The organism is Devosia sp. 67-54, from assembly GCF_001899075.1.
Classification (GTDB): Bacteria; Pseudomonadota; Alphaproteobacteria; order Rhizobiales; family Devosiaceae; genus Devosia_A.
The window spans coordinates 262285-281175 of sequence record NZ_MKVA01000005.1 but is presented as its reverse complement, the minus strand read 5'-3'; the positions used below and the strand labels follow the sequence as shown (position 1 = coordinate 281175).

Here is an 18891-nt window from a genome sequence, read left to right as displayed (position 1 = left end):
GACCGATGTCCGAGCCGGCCCGCCACTTCCCTGCCCGTCACCATCCCATGCGGATCGCCGGCCGTTCGGTCGACGCCGATGCGGTGATCGAAATCCGCCACCCCTATGACGACCATCTGGTGGGAACGGTGCCGGCGGGCAGCGCGCGGCACGCCCGCGACGCCTTTGCCGCGGCGGCGGGCTTCCGCGCGACGCTCACCCGCTACGAGCGGCAGCGCATCCTGCTGCGGACCGCCGAAATGCTCGACGCGCGGCGGGACGAGCTCTCTACCTGCATCAGCCTCGAGCTCGGCATCTCCCGGCAGGATTCGCTGTACGAGGTCGGGCGCGCCTTCGACGTCTTCACCCTCGCCGGGCAGGCGCTGATCCACGACGACGGCGAGGTCTATGCCTGCGACCTCACCCCGCATGGGCGGGCGCGCAAGATCTTCACGCTGCGCGAGCCGCTGACCGCGATCTCGGCCATCACGCCGTTCAACCATCCGCTCAACATGGTGGCGCACAAGGTGGCCCCGGCGATCGCCACCAACAATTGCGTCGTGGTCAAGCCGGCCGAGGCGACGCCCATCACCGCGCTGCTGCTGGCGGACATCCTCTACGAGGCCGGCCTGCCGCCGCAGATGCTCTCGGTGGTCACCGGCTGGCCGGCCGACATCGGCGCCGAGATGATCACCAACCCCAATGTCGAGCTCGTCACCTTCACCGGCAGCGTGCCGGTGGGCAAGATGATCGCGGCGACCGCCGGCTACCGCCGCCAGGTGCTCGAGCTGGGCGGCAACGATCCGCTGATCGTGCTCGACGACCTCGACGATGCCGACCTGGCGCGGGCGGCCGATCTCGCGGTCGCCGGCGCGACGCGGAATTCCGGGCAGCGCTGCACCGCCGTCAAGCGCATCCTCTGCCAGGAGCGCGTCGCCGACCGCTTCGTGCCGCTGGTGCTGGAGCGCGCCCAGGCGATCCGCTTCGGCGATCCGCTGCTGCCCGACACGCAGCTTGGAACGGTGGTCAACCAGAAGGCGGCGGCGCTGTTCGAACGCCGGGTCGAGATGGCCGCCGAACAGGGCGCCGAGATTCTCTACCATCCGGGACGGACGGGCGCGCTGCTGCCGCCGATCGTGGTCGACCGCGTGCCGCATGCGAGCGATCTCGTGATGCAGGAGACGTTCGGTCCGATCGTGCCGATCGTGCGCGTGCCCGATGACGACGCGGCGCTGATTGCGCTCTCCAACTCCACGCCGTTCGGGCTGTCCTCTGGCGTTTGCACCAACGATTTCCGCCGCATCCAGAAATACGTCGCCGGCCTCCGCGTCGGCACGGTGAACATCTGGGAGGTTCCCGGCTATCGCACCGAGATGTCTCCCTTCGGCGGCATCAAAGATTCCGGCAACGGCTTCAAGGAAGGCGTCGTCGAGGCCATGAAGAGCTATACCAATGTCAAGACTTTTTCCCTGCCCTGGGCCTAGCGCCCGGCGTACCGGCGCGCGGAGCCCGTGTGCCGCGTGCCTCGAACCCCGAGATTGCACATGCGTGTAGGCGAACGCGACACCGGCATCGTCCACGCCGAGGGGGAGTCCAACACCTCGGCCGCACGGCAGTCGTTTGCGCGGCGCGAACAGCACAACGCCACCCGCGCGCTGCTCGAACGCGACGCCGACGCCTTCCTGCACCAGAGCCTGTCGAGCCCCTGCGTCTCCACCATCGCCAAGGCGGAGGGCATCTGGATCGAGGACACGGCGGGCCGCCGCTACATGGATTTTCACGGCAACAGCGCCCACCACATCGGCTACGCCCACCCCCGGCTCGTCGCCGCCATCAAGCAGCAGCTCGACACGCTGTCGTTCGCGCCGCGCCGCTTCACCTGCGAGCCCGCGGTGGAGCTCGCCGAGACATTGGGCAAGCTCGCCCCCGGCAATCTGGACAAGGTGCTGTTCACCACCGGCGGTTCCGACGCGATCGAAGTCGCCATCAAGCTCGCCCGGGCCGCCACCGGCCGCTTCAAGACGGTGTCGTTCTGGGATGCCTTCCACGGCGCCGGCTTCGCGGCCGCGAGCGTGGGCGGCGAGGCGACCTTTCGCTCGCACATCGCCGGCCCGCTGATGACCGGCACCGAGCACGTCGCGCCGTTCGCCTGCTATCGCTGCCCGTTCAAGCACGCCGGCCCGGAGAGCTGCGGCCTCGCCTGCGCCGACATGGTGTCGTACGTGCTCGAGAAGGAGGGCGACGTCGCCGCGGTGATCGCCGAGCCGATGCGGGCCATCCCCTATCTGCCGCCGCCCGGCTATTGGCGGCGCGTGCGCGAGGCCTGCGACCGGCACGGCGCGCTGCTGATCTTCGACGAGATCCCGACCGGGCTGGGCAAGACCGGCCGCTTCTTCGCCTCCGAGCACGAGGGCGTCGTGCCCGACATCATGGTGCTCGGCAAGGCGCTCGGCGGCGGCATCCTGCCGATCGCGGCGATGATCGCCCGCCACGACCTCGATGTCGCCGGCGATTTCGCGATCGGCCACTATACGCACGAAAAGAATCCGGTGACGACGCGCGCCGCCCTGACCACCATCGAGATCATCCGCGAGGACGGCCTGGTGGAGCGCGCGTCCGAGCTCGGAGCGGCGGCGATGGCGCGGCTGCGCGAGCTGACGACGCGCTCGCCCCATGTCGGCGACGTGCGCGGGCGCGGCCTGCTGCTGGGCGTCGAGATCGTCGAGGATCGCGCCACCCGCGCCCAGGCGCGCGACCGCGCCGAACGCATCTATTATCGCTGCCTCGAGAACGGGCTGAACTTCAAGGTGAGCGGCGGCAACGTGCTGACCCTGTCGGCGCCGCTGGTGATTTCGCGGCAGGACCTCGACCGCGCCCTGGGCATCGTCGAAGACGCGATCCTGGCTGAAACCGGCATGGCCTGATCGCCCGCGGCCGCGAGCCGCGAGCAATGCGGGGCGGCCGCCGAGCCGGAGTCCGGGACCGCTTACGTCTCTTCGAAATAGCGTCCGGCGCGGGCGAGATAGCCCGTAAGCGTCCGCTCCTCGTTGCGCTGCCGCCAGGTCAGCAGCCGGTCGAGCGCCTCGAGCTTCAGGGGACGGGCGGCGGGATCGTCGGCCCGGTTGACCAGCTCGTCCGGATCGTCCTCGAGGTCGAACAGGACCGGCGGCAGGCCTGCGAAGTGCACGTATTTCAAGCGCTCGGTCCTGATCACCTGCAAATTGCACCACTCCGACGGCAACCCGAACTGCTGCTCCATGCGGCGCGTTTCGATGTCCCGGAAATCGGTGCTCCAATGCACCTCGTCGCGCCAGCCGGCCGGCGCCTCCCCGAAGCAGTACGGCAACAGGCTGTGGCCGTCGCAATTGCGCGGCGGCGTGACGCCGATGGCCGTGAGGATCGTCGGCATCAGGTCGATCGATTCGGTGAACTGCTGCACGGTCCGGCCGCGATGCGCCCGCGCCAGCGCGCCCGGATGGCGGATGATGAGCGGAACGTGCGCGGACTGGTCGAAATACCCGGCCTTGCCCAGCATCCAGTGGTCGAACAGCTGCTCGGCGTGGTCGGAGGTGAAGATCACCAGCGTCCGCTCGAGGGCACCGCTCGCCGTCAGCGCCGCGACGATGCGGCCGATGTGATGGTCGACCTCCGCCGCCTGGCCGGCATAGATCGCGCGTATCCGCCGGATCATGTCGTCGCTCACGTCCCGCGAGCGCCCGTTGAGGCCGGGGACGAAATGGCCGGCATCCATCTGGTCGTAGAGCGCGGCGATGAAGGGATGCTGCGCGGCCTCGGTCTCGGGCGCCGCGCCCCGCTTCGGCAGCGGCACCTGGCCGACATCGACGAGCGTGTCATAGGGCGGTGCGGCCGCGAACGGCGGATGCGGGGAAATGTAGGAGAGATGCGCGAACCACGGGCGCGACCCGGCGGCCGCAAGCCACAGCAGGAAACGGTCGGTGAGGAACGCAGCCTCGCTGTCCTCGGCGGAAAACAGCGGCGGCTCGCCCGGACCGCGCGCCGCAAACACCGCATCCCGCCCGCCATCCGGGTCGACGTCGTAGCCCTTGGCCAGGAGGTCGGCGAGCCAGGAGACGGCGCGCTCGGTCAGCAGCGTGTCGACATCGAGGCCGGGGCACACATTTTCGTAGTCGCCGCGATCGGGGTCGAGCTCCGGCCGGCCGCGCGGATCGAGGGTGGTGTCGGAATAGCCGAACAGCCGCGGCCGGTAGCCCCCGCGCCGCGCCTCCTTGAACAGCGTGGGATGGCGCGCATCCAGGGGAACGCCGTTCTGGATGCTGCGGTGCTTGTGCGGATAAAGGCCGGTCAGCATCGACGCGCGTGCCGGACCGCAGGGGTAGGCCTGGCAGTAGTGGCGCGCGAACCGGGTGCCATCCGCGGCGAGCGCATCGAGATGCGGCGTGCTGGCGAACGGATGCCCGGCGGCGCCCAGGAGGTCGCCGCGCCACTGATCCGCGGTGATGAGGAGAACGTTGAGGCCCGGCGTCGTCATGGGCGCGCCTCGGGTGCAAAGACGCGGGCGTCGGCCGGATCGACGTAGAGCCGGACGGTGTCGCCGGTCTGCACCGACGCCGCATCGCGGCTCGGCCAGTCGGCCCGCAGCCGGATGGGGCCGAAGCCGGCATCGACCGACAGGTAGAAGCGCGTCGTCGACCCCTGGAAGATGCGGCTTTCGACGCGCGCCGGGTGTCCCCTCCCCTCGCCGGCCAGCCGCACGTCCTCGGCGCGCACGAACACCAGCGCCGTATCGGCCTTGACGCCGCTCGGCAGGTCGAAGGCGCCGCCCAGGCGGATCCGCCCGTCCACCACCGGCAGCTCGATGGCGTTGCGGTTGCCGATGAAGCTCGCGCTGAACAGCGTCGCGGGCGTTTCGTAGAGCTCGGCCGGCGTTGCCACCTGCTCGATCCGCCCCTTGCTCATCACCACCACGCGGTCGGCGACCGCCAGCGCCTCCGACTGGTCGTGCGTCACCAGCAAGGCGGTGATCTTCACCTGCTGCTGGATGCGCCGGATCTCGTCGCGCAGATGCAGGCGCACCACGGCGTCGAGGGCGGAAAGCGGCTCGTCGAGCAGCAGCACCGCCGGCGACGGCGCCAGCGCCCGCGCCAGCGCCGTGCGCTGCGCCTGCCCGCCCGAGAGCTGGTTGGGATGCTGGCCGGCGAACTCGACCAGGTCGACCAGCTCCAGCAATTCGTCGACCCGCCGCTCCACTTCGCTGCCGCGCCGGCCGCGCACCGCGAGCGGAAAGGCGATGTTCTGCCGCACCGTCATGTTGGGAAACAGCGCGTAGCTCTGGAACACCATGCCGATGGGCCGCAGCCGGGTCGGCACGTCGGTGACGTCCTGGTCGCCGAAGAAGATGCGGCCGGCCGAGGGCTGCGTGAGCCCGGCGATGCAGCGCAGCGTCGTGGTCTTGCCGCAGCCGGAGCTGCCGAGCAAGGCGATGAACTCGCCCGCCTCCACCTCGAGGTTGACTTCGTCCAGCGCGACCACCGGACCATAGTGGCGGCTGACGCCGCGCAGCGTGATGCTGCTCATTGCGTTTCCCTTCGACCTGGGTTGGTGTTGGCCAGTTGCGTCGTGGCGCCGCCATTGACGTAGACGACCGCGATCGACAGGACCAGGGTGACGAGGAAGGTCACGCTGGTCATCACCGCCAGAAGGTTGAAATCGGCGTTGGAGCCCTTGAGCAGGTTCAGCATGTAGAGCGGCACCGTCTCGAAGCGGTTGCCCACCAGCATCTGCACCAGGGCGATTTCGTTGAAGCTCGCGCCGAACGCCAGCAGCGCGCCGCTGGCGATGCCGGGGCCGATATTGGGCAGCACCACCCGCCACAGAATGGTCATCGGGCCGGCTCCGCACGTCCGTGCCGCCTCGCTGAGGCGGGCGACGCCTGCCGAGGTCATCGAGCTGTCGACCGCCCAATAGACGAACGAGAACGCCACCGCCGCATGCGCCGGCAGCAGCAGCCACAGCGTACCCTGCAATTGCGGGGCGAAGCGGCCGCTGAGCGCCAGCAGGCCGAAGGCGATCACCACGAACGGAATGGCGAACGGTATCGCCGCCGCCAGCTCGAGGAACGGCCGGATGCGCGGATTGCGTACCTTCTGCCAGTACACCGCGGGAGTGACCAGGATCAGGTCGAGCACCGCGCAGGCGATGGCGAGCAGCAGCGTGCGCACCAGCACCGCCGCGAACCGCGCATCGGTGAAGCCGTCGATCCAGTGCTCGAACGTATAGCCGTCGGGCAGGATGTTGCTCGTCCAGCGCGTGGCGAAGGAATAGAGCAGCACCGCCACCATCGGCAGGATGATGAAGATCGCCATCAGCACGATGGGGATACGCTGCGCGAGCCGAGCTACACGAGCCACTGCATCGCCCTCCTGACGATCAGCCGGTAGGCGAGCAGCGTGATCGTGGCGATGACCATCAGGATCACGGCATAGACCGGCACGTGGTTGACGCCGAACAGCGAGCCGACCATCGACTGGCCCATTTCCACCGTGATCAGCCGGAAGGCCCGCGGCGCGCTGCCGACCAAGGCGAGCGGCAGGCCGTACATGCCCACCGACCAGGTGAAGATCAGCAACCAGTCGGCCAGCATCAGCGGCATCAGGATGGGGAGCCCGATGTGGCGCCAGAACTGCCAGCGGGTCGCCGACGCCGTCTGCGCCGCTTCCCACCACTCGTCGCGCAGCAGGCTCATCGCCGGCAGCGACAGCAGCACGAACAGCGGGATGTTGCCGTATTCATAGGCGATCACCATGCCCCAGAACGAGCTCTGCGACACCGGCGAGAACGGCAGGCCGAGCGCCTGCATGGCAAGGGTCACCATGCCGTAGGTGCCGAGCGCGGCGACGAAGGCGAAGCCGAGGCCGATGCCGCTGAAATTGGCCGCCACGTTGAGCAGGCCGAGGCTGAAGGCGCGGCCGAGCCGCAGCATGCGCGACACCTGCCACGACAGCGGGCCGCCGATGATCAGCGTGATGGTGGCCACGGTGACGCCGAGCAGCAGGCTGTTGCCGATGGCACGCTGGCTCGCGACCGAGCCGAGCGTGTCGCTCCAGTTCACCAGCGACATCTGGCCGTTGCCGTCGATGAAGCTGCCGGCGAACATCGCCACCATCGGCGCGACGAGCATCAGCGCCGACACGATCAGCAGCGGCAGCGCCATCGACCAGTCCGCCAGCCACACGAGCAGGCGGCTGGCGAACCGGCGCAGATGGCTGCTTCGGCCTCGCGTCGAGGCCAGGCCGAAGCTGAGCTGGTCGGCCATCCCTCAGCCGCCGGCCACTTGCGACTGCCAGACTTCGGCAATCCGCTGCAGGCTGACCTTGGACCAGTCGGGGATGTTCTTGACCTGGGCGTACATGCTGTCGGGCAGCCAGTTCGCCTTGGCGTCGTCGGGCAGCGTCAGATCGCCGAGCGCGACGCGGATCGGGTGTGCGCCGAAGCGGGCGAACGCCGTCTGTCCCTCGTCGCTCAGCACGAAATCGAGCATGAGCTTGGCGATGTTCATTTTGGCCAGGTTATATTTGTTGGCCATGATCGCATAGGGCGCATAGATGGAGACGCCCGGCACCACCACGTCGGAGCTGATGCCCTTGTCCTTGAGCCGCTTGGCGGCGGCGATGGCGTTGTAGTCGCATTGCAGCTGGATGGGCACCTCGCCCTTCTCCAGCGTCTGGCCGTTGGCCGACACCGCGCTGAACTGGCCCAGCAGCTTCTTGGCGTACTCCACGGCGCCGTCGAAATTGTTCTCGTCACCCCCGAAGGCGTAAGCCCAGGCGAGGAAGAAGGCGACGTCGGTCGCGCCACCCGCGCTGGGATCGATCGACTGCACCTTGCCGGTATATTCGGGCTTCAGCAGATCTTCCCAGGTCTTGGGCGGGTTCTTGACGACGTCGGTATTGGTGATGATGGTCGGCACGCCCGTGAAGGTTGCGACCCACCCGCCATTCGGCCCCTTGAGGCCGGCCGGCAGGCGCGCTGCGTTCGGCGGCGTGTAGGGCGGCACCACGCCCTTGGCGTCCGCCACGGGCCCGAACAGGATGCCGATGTCGGAGGTGATGGCGACAGGATTGTCCTTCTCGGCGTCGTACTTGGTCACCTCCTCGAGCGAGCTCATGTCGGTGTCGGTGTGATGGATCTGGATGCCCAGCTGGGCCCCGAGCTTCTGCAGCACTTCGCCGTAATTGGCCCAGGTGTCGGGCATGCCGTAGCTCGCATATTCCAGCCCCTCGACCTTGGCCTTTTCAAGGTCCGGCGGCAGCGCCCAGTCCTCCATCGTCGCGGCGTTGGCCGACCCCACCGCCAGCTGCGGCAGCCCGAACGCAGCCAATGCGCCAAGTGCAGTTCCTCCGCGCAGCACGTCGCGGCGCGAGACTCCAGTTCGAATTGATTTCATGATGCATTCTCCCAAGCGGCCCCCGCCCCGAGGACAGGCTCTGGGACGACCGCGATGATAACAGTCTCGCCGGTCGGATCATTTGTAAAATCGACATTTCAAATCTTCTCATAGGAAAATTCGATGCACCGCCGCGCGGGCAAAAGCCCGTGCAAGCGCCCATCGCTTTCCTCGCAATCATGCGCAGCAGGACCGACTGGAACGACGCTCTCCATCCGCACGTCGCGGCTGCCGTCTTCCTCCTGCACCGGACCGGCGACCCGAGGCACAGGATCGCCGGCCGGGACAGTCGCCGGCTCAGCCCGGCGGGAGGCCGGCGACGCGCACCTCGTCGGTCGACAGCGCGCCCTCGGCGATGAGGAGGCCGATGCCGCCGTCGGCGAATGCCTGCTCGCTGTCGTCGCGCGCCGCGAGCGAGACCGACCCGATTTCGGCGCGGATCTCCCTGCCGGTCACCGAGACGGTGCAGCCGATCCGGGTTTCGAACTGCAGCGGGAACGGCGTCGCGGCGAGCACCTCGACAGCGTCGTCGCGCACGCGCACGATCTCGAGCCGGCCCTGCCGGGTCAGGCGGACGTCGTAGCGCCGCCGCAGGCCCTGCACGCGCACCGAAACCCCGCCATAGCTGCCCAGGTGGATGACGATCTCGGTGTCGACGCGATAGTCGGTCCACTGCCGCGTGCCGTGGATGATGAGCCCCTCGCCGCGATCCTGCGAGATGCGGAAGCTGGGCGAGAAGCGCTTGGAGAAAAAGCTCACGCCGTTGACCCAGGCGCGCCGCCAGAAATCGCTGTCGCCGGCCGGCCGGCGCAACGTCACCTGCGGCGCGCCGTCCCAGCGGAGGTAGTCGAGCAGCACCCGGCCATCGGCGCGGCGGCCGTCGGCGGCAAACGCGATGCCGATTTCGCCGATGGGCTGGCCGCCGAACTCCGGCAGCCGCCAGTCGAGGATCGCCGCCTCGCCCGGCTGCAGCACCCGGCCCTCGCCATCGACGTCGCGCAGCTGGTCGTGCTCGTCATAGACGCGCGCCCGCAGCCGCACGACGACGGCGCCGGTGTTCGCCCTGTCGGCGACGACGCGCGCCTTCACCACCTGCCCGGGATAGACGAGCGGCGTCGCCATCAGCTCGTAGGTGCGCATGTCGAGCACGTCGCGCGGCGTGAAGGTGGGCGTGCTCACCGCTGCGATCTGCCCCGGCCCCAGCGCTTCGTAGACGACCGCCAGCGCGCGGCCGCCTTCGAACTCGACATTGGCGGTCCGCACCGAGCGGTTGCCGCCGACGCCGCCGGCCGCGGTGAACCCCTGCACGCTGCCGGGCAGCGAGAAGTGGAACTGCGCCCCCTCCTTGGGCAGCGCCATCGCGCTGGCGCCGGAGAGGCGCAGGCCGATATTGGTGAGGTAATAGGCGGTGCGCACCGCATCGTTGATCGAGCTGCCGCCGTCGGCCGACGAGATCAGCAGGCGGTCGGCGATCGGGCCGCGCCAGTCCGGCCCCGTTTCCAGCCCGTCGAGCCCCTGCATCAGCCCGATCAAGCAGCCGACATTGCCGGCATTGCAGTCGGTGTCCCAGCCCGAGGTGTTGACGATCATCTGCGCCTTCTGGAAATCGTCGGGCGCATAGAGCACCGCCATGATCATCAGCGCGTGGTTGGGCACCACGTGGCAATTGCCCGGATATTTGTCGTAGCCGTACCGGTTCTCGATCTGCTGGCGCGTGTCGCGCCAGTCGGGATATTGCCGGCGCCAGGCGCGCACATCGGCGATCAGCCGGGCGATCAGGCCGTCCGCGGGAATGACCGACAGGCCGGTCTCGAGCAGGTGCTCGATATCGCTCGACACGAACGCCTCGGCCTCCATCGCCGCCCACAGCATCGCCGCATGGACGGAGTCGCCGTCATGGCTGACGCTGCCCGCTTTGCGCGCAAGCTCGGCCGCGAGCTGCGGCTGCCCCGGCGCGACCATCGCCCAGCCGTCGATGAAGATCTGCGCGCCGATCTGCTCGGCGACCGTCGCGCCATTGGTCGCGATCGCCCCCGATTGCGGTGCCGGGATGCCCTTCTTGAGGTTCAGCCAGGCGGTGTGCTCGGTCGAATTGCCGTTGCCGCCCCACCACAGGATGGAGCGCTCCTCGACGATGTAATTGAGCCAGGCCTTGCCGATGTCCTCGGCGCTGAGATCGGGCGAGATGCCGTAATCCTCCAGCGCTCGCACGAAGGTGAAGGTGCCCGCCACGTCGTCGTCGGTGACCACCAGCGGCTGGCCCAGCCGCTCGTGCACGTAGTACTCGATGGGGCCGAGCTCCTGCATGATCTTCTGGTAGGTCCAGCCCTCGAACGGCCGGCCGAGATAGACCCCTATCAGCTTGCCGAGCACGCCGGCATAGACCCGCTCGAGATAGTCGTTCGGAATCGGCACGTCTGGTCTCCCGTTTTGCCCGCCGTTCAGCCCTTGACCGAGCCGCCGGCCATGCCCTCGATGAAGCGCCGCTGCATGAACAGGAACAGCACCACCACCGGCAGCACGATCAGCAGCGCCGCCGCCATGATCTCCCCCCAGTCCGACGAATACTGGCCGGAGAGGAGGTTGAACGCCACCACCGCCGTGTTCTTGTCGGCCCTCTGCAGGAAGGTCGTCGCGATCAGAAACTCGTTCCAGGAATAAAGCCCGATGATCAGCGCCACCGTCAGGATGCCCGGCGACACGATCGGCAGCATGACCTGGGTGAACACCTGCCAGTGGCTGGCGCCGTCGACCAGCGCCGCCTCCTCGAGCTCGCGCGGCACGGCGAGGAAATAGGTCCGAAGCAGCATGATGGCGAAGGGGCTGTAGAGCGCCGTGTAGATCAGCGACACCGCCGGCGGGTTGTTGACGAGGCCGAGCCGCGCGAAGCCGAAATACAGCGGGAACAAAAAGAGCTGGATCGGCGCGGTGGTCGTCGCCATCAGGTAGAAGGTCCAGATCTTCCAGCTCTTGATCTTGCGCCGCGCCAGCACATAGGCGGTGAGCGAGCCGGTGGTGCAGACCAGCACGATGGTCAGCGCCGTCAGCACCGCCGAATTGACGAAGGTCTGGCTGAAATGTGCGTCGCGCCAGGCATGGACGAAATTGTCCCAGTGGATGGTGGTGGGCAGCGACAGCGGGCTCACCACGATGGCGGCGGCGGGCTTCACCGAATTGATGACCAGCAGCGCAATCGGCAGCAGCGCGATGACAGCGCCGATGCCGAGCACCACATAGGTGACGATCATGGTGAAGCGGCTTTCGACCCGGTTCACGACTGTTCCTCCCGGGTTTGCACGCGGATGTAAAAGAAGGTGGCGACCAGCCCGAAGCACGAGATGATCAGCGCTACCGCCGCCGCCTGGCCGACATTGAGGTCGTAGAAGGCGTGGCGGTAGGCCAGCGTCGACAGCACCTCGCTGGAGAAGGCCGGCCCACCCTGCGTCAGGATGTAGACGAAGTCGAAGGCGAGGAACGACCAGATGACGGTGAGGATCATCATCAGCGTGATGGTCGGGCGGATGCCGGGCAGCAGCACGTAGCGCAGCATCTGCCAGTAATTGGCTCCTTCGAGATGCGCGGCCTCGATCTGCTCGGCCGGCACCTGGCGGAGCGCGGCAAAGAAGATGACGCACAGGAACCCCCACCAGTGCCAGAGATCGACCGTCGCCACGCCATAGAGCGCGGTGGAGGTGCCGGCGAGCGGGTTGCCGAGCTGCAGGCCGTTCTTGGCGGCGAGGCCGAAGAGGCCGGTGACGGGGCTGTAGATCATGCCCTGCCAGACGCGTGCGGTGATCGCGGTAGCGATGATGACCGGCAGGAAGTAGACGACCTGGAAGAACGTCCGCGCCCGCCGCGCGATCAGCAGCATGGTCGCCGCCAACAGGCCCATCGCGATCGGCACGGTGAGGAAGATCGCCGTCCAGATGAGGTTGTTGCCGAAGGCCGTCCAGAACACGCCGTCGCTGGTAAGCGCGGTGAAATTGTCGAGCCCGATGAATTGCGGCGCCGAGATCCCGTCCCAGCTGAAGAAGGCGAGCGCGATGGTCAGCAGCGCCGGCACCAGGATGATGGCGAAATTGATGGCGAGGGTGGGAACCAGATAGAGCAGGTGCACGCGGCTCGGCGCCCCCGCGCCATCGGCGGCGACGCGCGGCTGCGGCTCGGCCACCGCCAGCGTCTCGGCTTGCATCGTCATGGGCTCCCTCCTTTCCCGGTAGCTGGCGCGGCCGCGTATCCCCGCGGCCGCGCCGATCGATCAGTTGGCGCGCGGCGGGATCGCCGGCACCTTGCCCTGATCCTTTTCCTGCTTGAAAATGTCGTTCCACTTCTTGAGGTAGTCGGCGGTCTTGATCTTGTTGAGCCACACCTCCTCCATGCCGGAGACCAGATAGGTGTCGGTCGCCGGCGGCAGGAACGTCCACGAGGTGTAGCCGTAGCGGCCGTCGCCCACGGCGGTGGACAGGGTCTTCATCACCTCCTCGTAGAGCGGCGTGACGTTGCCGCCGATCTTGACGCCGCTCAGATCCTTGAGCGGCAGGTTCCACTCGCCCTGCCACACCGAGTTCATCTCGGAATAGAATTTCGGCTGGAAGATCATGTCGAGCACCGCCGCGGCGCCGTCGGCGTTCTGCGACTGGGCGTTGATCGAGAAGGTCGAGCCGATGCCCAGCGCATAGACCGGATCGCCGCTGGCGCTGGGGAAGCCGACGAAGCCCGGCTCGACATTGTTCTGCGGGAAATAGGTGGCGACGTTGGAGAACGCCCAGGTGCCGACCGGCGCCATCGCCGCCTGCCCCTGCGGCACCTGCGCGAAGGCCTGCTCGGTGGTCAGCGAGAAGTAGTTCGGGCCGAAATAGCCCTTCTGCCACCACTCGTTGAGCTTATCGATGGCGGCGACGATCGACGGGTCGGTCCACGGGATCGCCCCGGTCAGCGCCTTGTAGACGTTGTCGGGCCCGGCGATCGAATTGAGCACGATCGAGACGTACCACTCATTGGTCGGCCGCCAGTCGGCATTGCCGGCGCCGAACGGCACGAGGCCCGCCTTCTTGGCCTCCTCGGCCAAGGCTTCGAGCTCGGGAATGGTGGTCGGCGCCTTCCAGCCGTTCTTGTCGAACATGGTCTTGTTGTAGAACAGGCCGAGCGTCTCGTAGGTCTTGGCCAGCGCGTAGAGCTTGCCATTGTACTTGCCGAGATCGAGGAACAGCGGCAGCAGCCGGTCGTTCCAGCCGAGCTTTTGCGCATAATCGTCCAGCGACAGGAGCTGGCCCGCCTGCGCCATCGAGGCGACGTAGCTCGGCCCGGCGGTGAACACGATGTCCGGGCCGCCGCCCGACAGCATGGCGATGCGCATCTGCTTGTCGAGGTCGCTGCCGCGGAAATCGATCGACAGCTCGCTGTCGGGATGCGCGGCGTTGAACGGATCGATCAGCAGCTTCTTGAGATTGTCCTGGTTCGCGGGCGATGCCGATTCGTACCAGAAGGTGATCGGCTTCTTGTCCTGCCCCAGCGCCAGGCGCGTGAGCAGCGGCAGGCTGGCGCCAGCCAGAGCAGCCTTCATAAACAGACGACGTTCCATGGTTTCCTCCTCCTTGGATTCAGGTAGAATTCCGTTCGATCAGCCCGAACGGCATCTCGATGGCGGTGCCCGCCTCGCCGCGCGGCCCGCGCAGCCGGTGCATCAGGATCTGGGCGGCCTTGACGCCCATGTCGCGCTGGAACTGCGTCACCGTGGTCAGCGGCGGCGTCACCAGCTTGGCGGCGGAAATGTCGTCGAAGCCGACGACGGCGATCTCCCCCGGTATCTCGATGCCGCGCTCGCGCAGCGCCTGCATGACGCCGATGGCCATGAGGTCGTTGGCGGCGAAGATCGCCGTCGGCTTGTAGCCGCTGGCGAGCACCGTCTCGGCCGCGCCGAGCCCGCCCGCCTCGCTGAACTCGTCGACGATCACCACATGCGGCGTTCCGCCGGCGGCCAGCAGGGCCGCCTTGTAGCCTTCGACGCGGGTGCCCTGCGGACCGCCGCGCCCCGCCACCATGGCGATCCGCGTGTGGCCGCGCGAGGTCAGATAGTTGGTGACCGCTTCGGCCGCGGCGCGGCTGTCGACATAGATGTCGTCGATGGCGATGGGGCCGCCCTGCTTCTTCGACGATTCGATCCGCACCACCGGCACGCCGGACTCGACCAGCGGCCGGAAGTCGGACGCGCGCAGGGTGAAGAACACGCCGACCACGCCGTCGACGCGGCCCTGCCGCGCCCAGGCGAGGAAGTGGCGCTCGCGGTCCGGCGTTCCGTCGGTGTTGAAGGCGATGAGGTCGTAGTTCTCCCCGTCGGTCACCGACTGCACGCCGCGCATCAGCGCCGGATAGAACGGGTTGCTGATGTCCGGCACGACGCAGGCGATGGTCATCGTCCGGCTGGTCCGCAGCGCCTGGGCGAAGCGGTTGGGCGTGTAGCCGAGCTCGGCCGCCGCCTTGACGATGCGCTCATGCGTTTCGGTGGAGATGGACGGCGACGTGCCGCCGCTCAGCACCATCGACACGGCCGCCTGCGAGACGCCCGCCGCCCTTGCAACGTCCCTCTGCGTCGCTCGCCTCATCCGGATACCGCAATTATACGTATTACTTATACGTATCAGTGCATATTTGCGCGGACAGCGCAAGAGGTCGGACAGTCGACGGAAAACCCGCCGGGACTGGCGCCGTCAGCGCAAAGCCGGCTCCGGCTGCGCCTGTGCGGGACCGGCCCGCTCCGCCTCGCTCGCCGCCACGATCCAGCCATCGACGACCGCCAGACGGCCGGCGAGGTAGTCGCGCCCGGCGGACACGCGGGCCAGCGGGCGCTGCGCCCTCACCGCGTGCCGTTGGTGGCGGTTCTGAGCGGCACTCCCAGGAACGGCGCGTCGCGATAGACCAGTTGCACCACCGTGTAACCGCGCGCCTCGAGCTCCTGCAGCAGGTCGGGCAGCATCTTGGCCGTCCGGGCGTGGATGTCGTGCATCAGGATGATGCCGCTGCCGGTGCGGTCGAGGCCCTTGAGGATGCGCCGCAGCAGCCGGTCGGGGGTCGAGGTGAAATAATCGTCGCTGTCGAGCTGCGCCCCGAGCGCGATCCGTCCCGACAGGGTGAGATCGGCCCGCAGCACCTTGGTCTGCGCCAGATAGGGGAAGCGGAAGAACGGCGACGGCTCCGCTCCGATCGGCGCCAGCGCCTTGCGCACCGCGTCTTCGCCGCGCTGGATGTCGTCGAGCGCCGCATCCGGATCGAGCTTGGACAGGTCCTGGTGGTCGAAGGTATGCGTGCCGACCGTATTGCCCGACAGAAACACTGACCGCACGATGTCCGGATGCCTAAGCGCCATGCTGCCCACCATCAGGAACGTCGCCTTGACCCCGTAGGCGTTCAGCGTCTTGACGATGGAATCGGTGGTTCCCGGCTTCGGGCCGTCGTCGAAGGTCAGGATGACCTCGTGCGGCCGCAGCACGATGTCCGCCGCCGAGCTGACGAGGAGAACCCGCCCGGTGAGCGGCGACGCTCCGTCCGACGGGGGCTCCGCCATATCGGCGGCCGTCGGAGCGCCCGGCGTGTCGTCGATGTCGGTCGTCGCCGCAAATGTCGCGGCCGACGACAGCGCCAGGGCACCCGCCAGCAATCCCAGCAACCAGAGTTTCATGGCGCCCCCAAATGTACGAGACCCGCGCGTAATCCGCCGAGGATGCGCCGTTCTCGTTAACGTCCGGCCAATGCCGGCTCCTTGATGGCGAGGAGCCGCCGGCGTCGGCCGTCGTCCAGCAATAGCAGGCGGCGGGCCGCGCCAACCAGCGTTTCGTTGACTTTCGGCCGGGGCGCTGTCCGAACAGCGAACCGCCCCTGTCACACCCTGGCCGGGATCGGCCGCACGAAATGGCCGGGATGCACCTCTTCGGCCAGCGGTTGCGGCGCGGCGGCCTCGCGGCGGATGCGGTCGATGTCGGCGAGCTCGGCGCCGACGCCGACGCCGGCGCTGTAGGGGCGGTCCGGATCCGGCACGGCCGACAGCAGCAGCCTCGTATAGGGATGCGCGGGCTGGCCGAGCACGCTCTCGGTCGGCCCCCATTCCACCACCTGCCCGGCATACATCACCATGATGTCCTCGGCGACGTAGCGCGCCGTGGCGATGTCGTGCGTGATGTAGAGCACGGCGAGCCCGAGGCCGCGCTTCATGTCGTTGAGCAGGTTGAGGATGCCGAGCCGCACCGACACGTCGAGCATCGAGGTCGGCTCGTCGGCGACCAGCACTTCCGGCCCCACCGCCAGCGCCCGCGCGATGCTGATGCGCTGCCGCTGCCCGCCCGAGAGCTCGTGCGGGAAACGGCCGACCAGCTCGGGATCGAGCTTCACCTGCTCGAGCAGCGCCGCGATCGCCGCCTGCCGCTCCGCCCGGCTCCTGCCGTGGCCGTAAAGGCGCAGCGGCCGGCCGAGATGGTAGCCGATGGTGTGCGCCGGATTGAGCGAGGCGAACGGGTCCTGGAAGATCATCTGCACCGCCTGGCGATAGGCTCGCATGTTGCGGTGCGAGCTGGCGTCGATCGGCGCGCCGCGGAACAGCAGCTCGCCGCTGTCGGGCGCGTATTCGCGCATGATCAGCCGCGCGCAGGTGGTCTTGCCGCTGCCCGATTCCCCGACCAGCGCCAGCGTGCGCCCGGCATTGAGCGCCAGCGACACCGAGCGGGCGGCATGCACCTGCCGGCCCGGCGCGGCGAACGTCTTGGACACGTCGCGCATTTCGAGCAGCGCCTCAGGCATCGCCACCCTCGAGCCGCACGCGCTCGCCGCGCAGCCGCGGCATCGAGGCCCAGAGCTTGCGCGTATAGGGATGGCGCGGCCGCCGGTAGATGCTCTGCGCGTCGTTGACTTCGACCAGCTCGCCCTCGAGCATCACCCCGATGCGGTCGCACATTTGCGCCATCAGCCCAAGATCGTGGGTGATGAACAGCACCGAAAAGCCGAACTGCCGGCGCAGCGCGTCGATGCGCTGCAGGATTTCGCGCTGCACCACCACGTCGAGCGCCGTGGTCGGCTCGTCCATGATCAGCAGTTTCGGGTTGAGCGCGAGGCAGATGGCGATGACGATGCGCTGCCGCATGCCGCCCGAGCACTGGTGCGGGTACGATGCCAGCCGCTCGGCCGGAATGTCGACCAACCGCAGCAGCTCGGCGGCCCGCGCCCGTGCCTCGGCCCGGTTCATGCCCGCATGCGTGTGCAGCACGTCGTAGAACTGCGTTTCGATGCTGAGCACCGGGTTGAGCGAGTTCATCGCGCTCTGGAACACCATGGCCACGTCGCGCCAGCGGAAGCGGCGCAATTCGTCGGCATCGAGGTCGAGCACGTTGCGGCCGCCGACCACGATCTCGCCCGAGCGGATCAGCGCTGGCGGCCTGTGCAGGCGGCTGATGGCGAAGGCGATGGTGCTCTTGCCGCAGCCGGATTCGCCGGCGAGCCCGAAGACCTCGCCCGGCCCGATGTCGAAGCTCACCGCCTTGACCGCATGCATGTCGCTGTCGAGCCCGACATAGTCGATGCTGAGGTCGCGGATGGAGAGCACCGGCTCGCTCACAGCCTGCCCTCCCCGGCCCGCACCAGCCGCGTCCAGCGCTGGATGCGGCTGCCGGTCCTGAGCCGCGGGTTGGAAATCTCGTCGATGGCGAAATTGAGCAGCGCCAGGCCGAGCCCGAGCAGCGCCAGCGCCACGCAGGGCGACAGCAGGTCCCACCAGGCGCCGACCGTCAGCGCCGATGAGTTCTGCGCGTTGTAGAGCATGATGCCCCACGACACGGCGTTGGGGTCGCCCAGCCCGAGGAACTCCAGCGTCGCCTCGGTGATCACCGCGAATATCACGCTGCCGATGAGGTTGATGCCGACGATGGAGATGAGGTTGGGAAAGATCTCGAGCGCCATGATGCGCCACGCCGGCTCGCCCAGCATCTCGGCGGATTTGACGAAATCCTTCTGCGCCACCGACAGCGTTTCCGAGCGCGTGACGCGAGCGCCCCAGGCCCAGGAGGTGAGGCCGAGGATCAGCGCGATCACCCAGGGGCTGGCCTGGCCGATGAACGCCGCCAGCACCAGCAGCAGCGGCAGGTTCGGCACCACCAGCACGATGTTGGTGGCGAAGTTGATGATCTCGTCGACGAGGCCGCGGCGGTAGCCGGCAACGATTCCCAGCACCGTGCCCAGCACCGTGATCATCACCCCGGCGCCGAAACCGACCGCGAGCGAGGTGCGGGCGCCGTAGATCAGCCGCGCGAACACGTCCTGCCCGAGCCGCGTGGTGCCGAGCCAATGCTCGGCCGACGGCGGCTGGTGCGGCCGCCCGACGCGCGCCGTCGGCGCATACTGCGTCAGCCACGGCGCGGCGAGCGCGGCGCCGATGATGAGCAGCAGGATCAGGAGCCCGATGAGCGCCTTGCGGTTGTGCCGAAGCTGCCGGACCAGATCGCGCATCG

At 68.2% G+C, this 18891-nt stretch carries 17 protein-coding genes; 2 read left to right on the top strand and 15 right to left on the bottom strand.

The window, feature by feature from the left end; translation table 11 throughout:
• Positions 1-5: 5 nt before the first annotated feature.
• Entirely contained in the window at positions 6-1463 is a 1458-nt protein-coding gene (gene phnY / locus BGO82_RS06380; protein ID WP_291304726.1) for a phosphonoacetaldehyde dehydrogenase, read from the top strand.
• Between the two features lie 60 nt (positions 1464-1523).
• The gene (locus tag BGO82_RS06375; protein WP_291304725.1) at positions 1524-2903 is read left to right on the top strand and encodes an aspartate aminotransferase family protein; all 1380 of its coding nucleotides are present in this window, start codon (positions 1524-1526) and stop codon (positions 2901-2903) included.
• A gap of 62 nt (positions 2904-2965) precedes the next feature.
• Here the strand turns inward: BGO82_RS06375 and BGO82_RS06370 are convergent, their stop codons facing one another.
• From BGO82_RS06370 to BGO82_RS06300, 15 genes are all read right to left on the bottom strand, one after another.
• Positions 2966-4489, bottom strand: a complete 1524-nt coding sequence (locus BGO82_RS06370; RefSeq protein ID WP_291304724.1) for an alkaline phosphatase family protein — start codon at positions 4487-4489, stop codon at positions 2966-2968.
• Positions 4486-5535, bottom strand: coding sequence for an ABC transporter ATP-binding protein (locus BGO82_RS06365; RefSeq protein ID WP_291304723.1), 1050 nt, complete (start codon positions 5533-5535; stop codon positions 4486-4488). The genes BGO82_RS06370 and BGO82_RS06365 overlap by 4 nt, the downstream gene beginning before the upstream one ends.
• Positions 5532-6368, bottom strand: coding sequence for an ABC transporter permease subunit (locus BGO82_RS06360; RefSeq protein ID WP_291304722.1), 837 nt, complete (start codon positions 6366-6368; stop codon positions 5532-5534). The genes BGO82_RS06365 and BGO82_RS06360 overlap by 4 nt, the downstream gene beginning before the upstream one ends.
• The gene (locus BGO82_RS06355) at positions 6356-7273 is read right to left on the bottom strand and encodes a hypothetical protein (protein ID WP_291304721.1); all 918 of its coding nucleotides are present in this window, start codon (positions 7271-7273) and stop codon (positions 6356-6358) included. The genes BGO82_RS06360 and BGO82_RS06355 overlap by 13 nt, the downstream gene beginning before the upstream one ends.
• Before the next feature lie 3 nt (positions 7274-7276).
• A complete protein-coding gene (locus BGO82_RS06350; RefSeq protein ID WP_291304720.1) occupies positions 7277-8404 on the bottom strand; it encodes an ABC transporter substrate-binding protein in 1128 nt (375 codons plus the stop codon).
• Between the two features lie 297 nt (positions 8405-8701).
• Entirely contained in the window at positions 8702-10819 is a 2118-nt protein-coding gene (locus tag BGO82_RS06345; protein ID WP_291304719.1) for an ADP-ribosylglycohydrolase family protein, read from the bottom strand.
• 26 nt (positions 10820-10845) lie between these two features.
• The gene (locus tag BGO82_RS06340) at positions 10846-11679 is read right to left on the bottom strand and encodes a carbohydrate ABC transporter permease (protein ID WP_291304718.1); all 834 of its coding nucleotides are present in this window, start codon (positions 11677-11679) and stop codon (positions 10846-10848) included.
• Entirely contained in the window at positions 11676-12521 is an 846-nt protein-coding gene (locus BGO82_RS06335) for a sugar ABC transporter permease (protein ID WP_291305685.1), read from the bottom strand. Before BGO82_RS06335 ends, BGO82_RS06340 begins: the two co-directional genes overlap by 4 nt.
• 141 nt (positions 12522-12662) lie before the next feature.
• Entirely contained in the window at positions 12663-13985 is a 1323-nt protein-coding gene (locus BGO82_RS06330) for an extracellular solute-binding protein (RefSeq protein WP_291304717.1), read from the bottom strand.
• A 19-nt stretch (positions 13986-14004) separates the two neighbouring features.
• On the bottom strand, positions 14005-15006 hold the full coding sequence (locus BGO82_RS06325) for a LacI family DNA-binding transcriptional regulator (RefSeq protein WP_291304716.1): 1002 nt from the start codon (positions 15004-15006) through the stop codon (positions 14005-14007).
• A 105-nt stretch (positions 15007-15111) separates the two neighbouring features.
• Complete coding sequence (locus BGO82_RS06320; protein WP_291304715.1) at positions 15112-15261, bottom strand: hypothetical protein; 150 nt, start codon at positions 15259-15261, stop codon at positions 15112-15114.
• Positions 15258-16079, bottom strand: a complete 822-nt coding sequence (locus BGO82_RS06315) for a polysaccharide deacetylase family protein (RefSeq protein ID WP_291304714.1) — start codon at positions 16077-16079, stop codon at positions 15258-15260. Before BGO82_RS06315 ends, BGO82_RS06320 begins: the two co-directional genes overlap by 4 nt.
• A gap of 200 nt (positions 16080-16279) precedes the next feature.
• Complete coding sequence (locus BGO82_RS06310) at positions 16280-17191, bottom strand: ATP-binding cassette domain-containing protein (protein ID WP_291304713.1); 912 nt, start codon at positions 17189-17191, stop codon at positions 16280-16282.
• Positions 17184-18002, bottom strand: a complete 819-nt coding sequence (locus tag BGO82_RS06305; protein WP_291304712.1) for an ABC transporter ATP-binding protein — start codon at positions 18000-18002, stop codon at positions 17184-17186. The genes BGO82_RS06310 and BGO82_RS06305 overlap by 8 nt, the downstream gene beginning before the upstream one ends.
• Complete coding sequence (locus BGO82_RS06300) at positions 17999-18889, bottom strand: ABC transporter permease (protein WP_291304711.1); 891 nt, start codon at positions 18887-18889, stop codon at positions 17999-18001. Before BGO82_RS06300 ends, BGO82_RS06305 begins: the two co-directional genes overlap by 4 nt.
• Between the last annotated feature and the right edge of the window lie 2 nt (positions 18890-18891).

Excerpts from the sequence above, each read along its gene's own strand:
- BGO82_RS06300 (WP_291304711.1), bottom strand. The coding sequence starts at position 18,889 with ATGCGCGATCTGGTCCGGCAGCTTCGGCACAACCGCAAGGCGCTCATC.
- BGO82_RS06315 (WP_291304714.1), bottom strand. The coding sequence starts at position 16,079 with ATGAAACTCTGGTTGCTGGGATTGCTGGCGGGTGCCCTGGCGCTGTCG.
- BGO82_RS06370 (WP_291304724.1), bottom strand. The coding sequence starts at position 4,489 with ATGACGACGCCGGGCCTCAACGTTCTCCTCATCACCGCGGATCAGTGG.
- BGO82_RS06375 (WP_291304725.1), top strand. The coding sequence starts at position 1,524 with ATGCGTGTAGGCGAACGCGACACCGGCATCGTCCACGCCGAGGGGGAG.
- BGO82_RS06310 (WP_291304713.1), bottom strand. The coding sequence starts at position 17,191 with ATGCCTGAGGCGCTGCTCGAAATGCGCGACGTGTCCAAGACGTTCGCC.
- phnY (WP_291304726.1), top strand. The coding sequence starts at position 6 with ATGTCCGAGCCGGCCCGCCACTTCCCTGCCCGTCACCATCCCATGCGG.
- BGO82_RS06355 (WP_291304721.1), bottom strand. The coding sequence starts at position 7,273 with ATGGCCGACCAGCTCAGCTTCGGCCTGGCCTCGACGCGAGGCCGAAGC.
- BGO82_RS06365 (WP_291304723.1), bottom strand. The coding sequence starts at position 5,535 with ATGAGCAGCATCACGCTGCGCGGCGTCAGCCGCCACTATGGTCCGGTG.
- BGO82_RS06325 (WP_291304716.1), bottom strand. The coding sequence starts at position 15,006 with ATGAGGCGAGCGACGCAGAGGGACGTTGCAAGGGCGGCGGGCGTCTCG.
- BGO82_RS06330 (WP_291304717.1), bottom strand. The coding sequence starts at position 13,985 with ATGGAACGTCGTCTGTTTATGAAGGCTGCTCTGGCTGGCGCCAGCCTG.
- BGO82_RS06350 (WP_291304720.1), bottom strand. The coding sequence starts at position 8,404 with ATGAAATCAATTCGAACTGGAGTCTCGCGCCGCGACGTGCTGCGCGGA.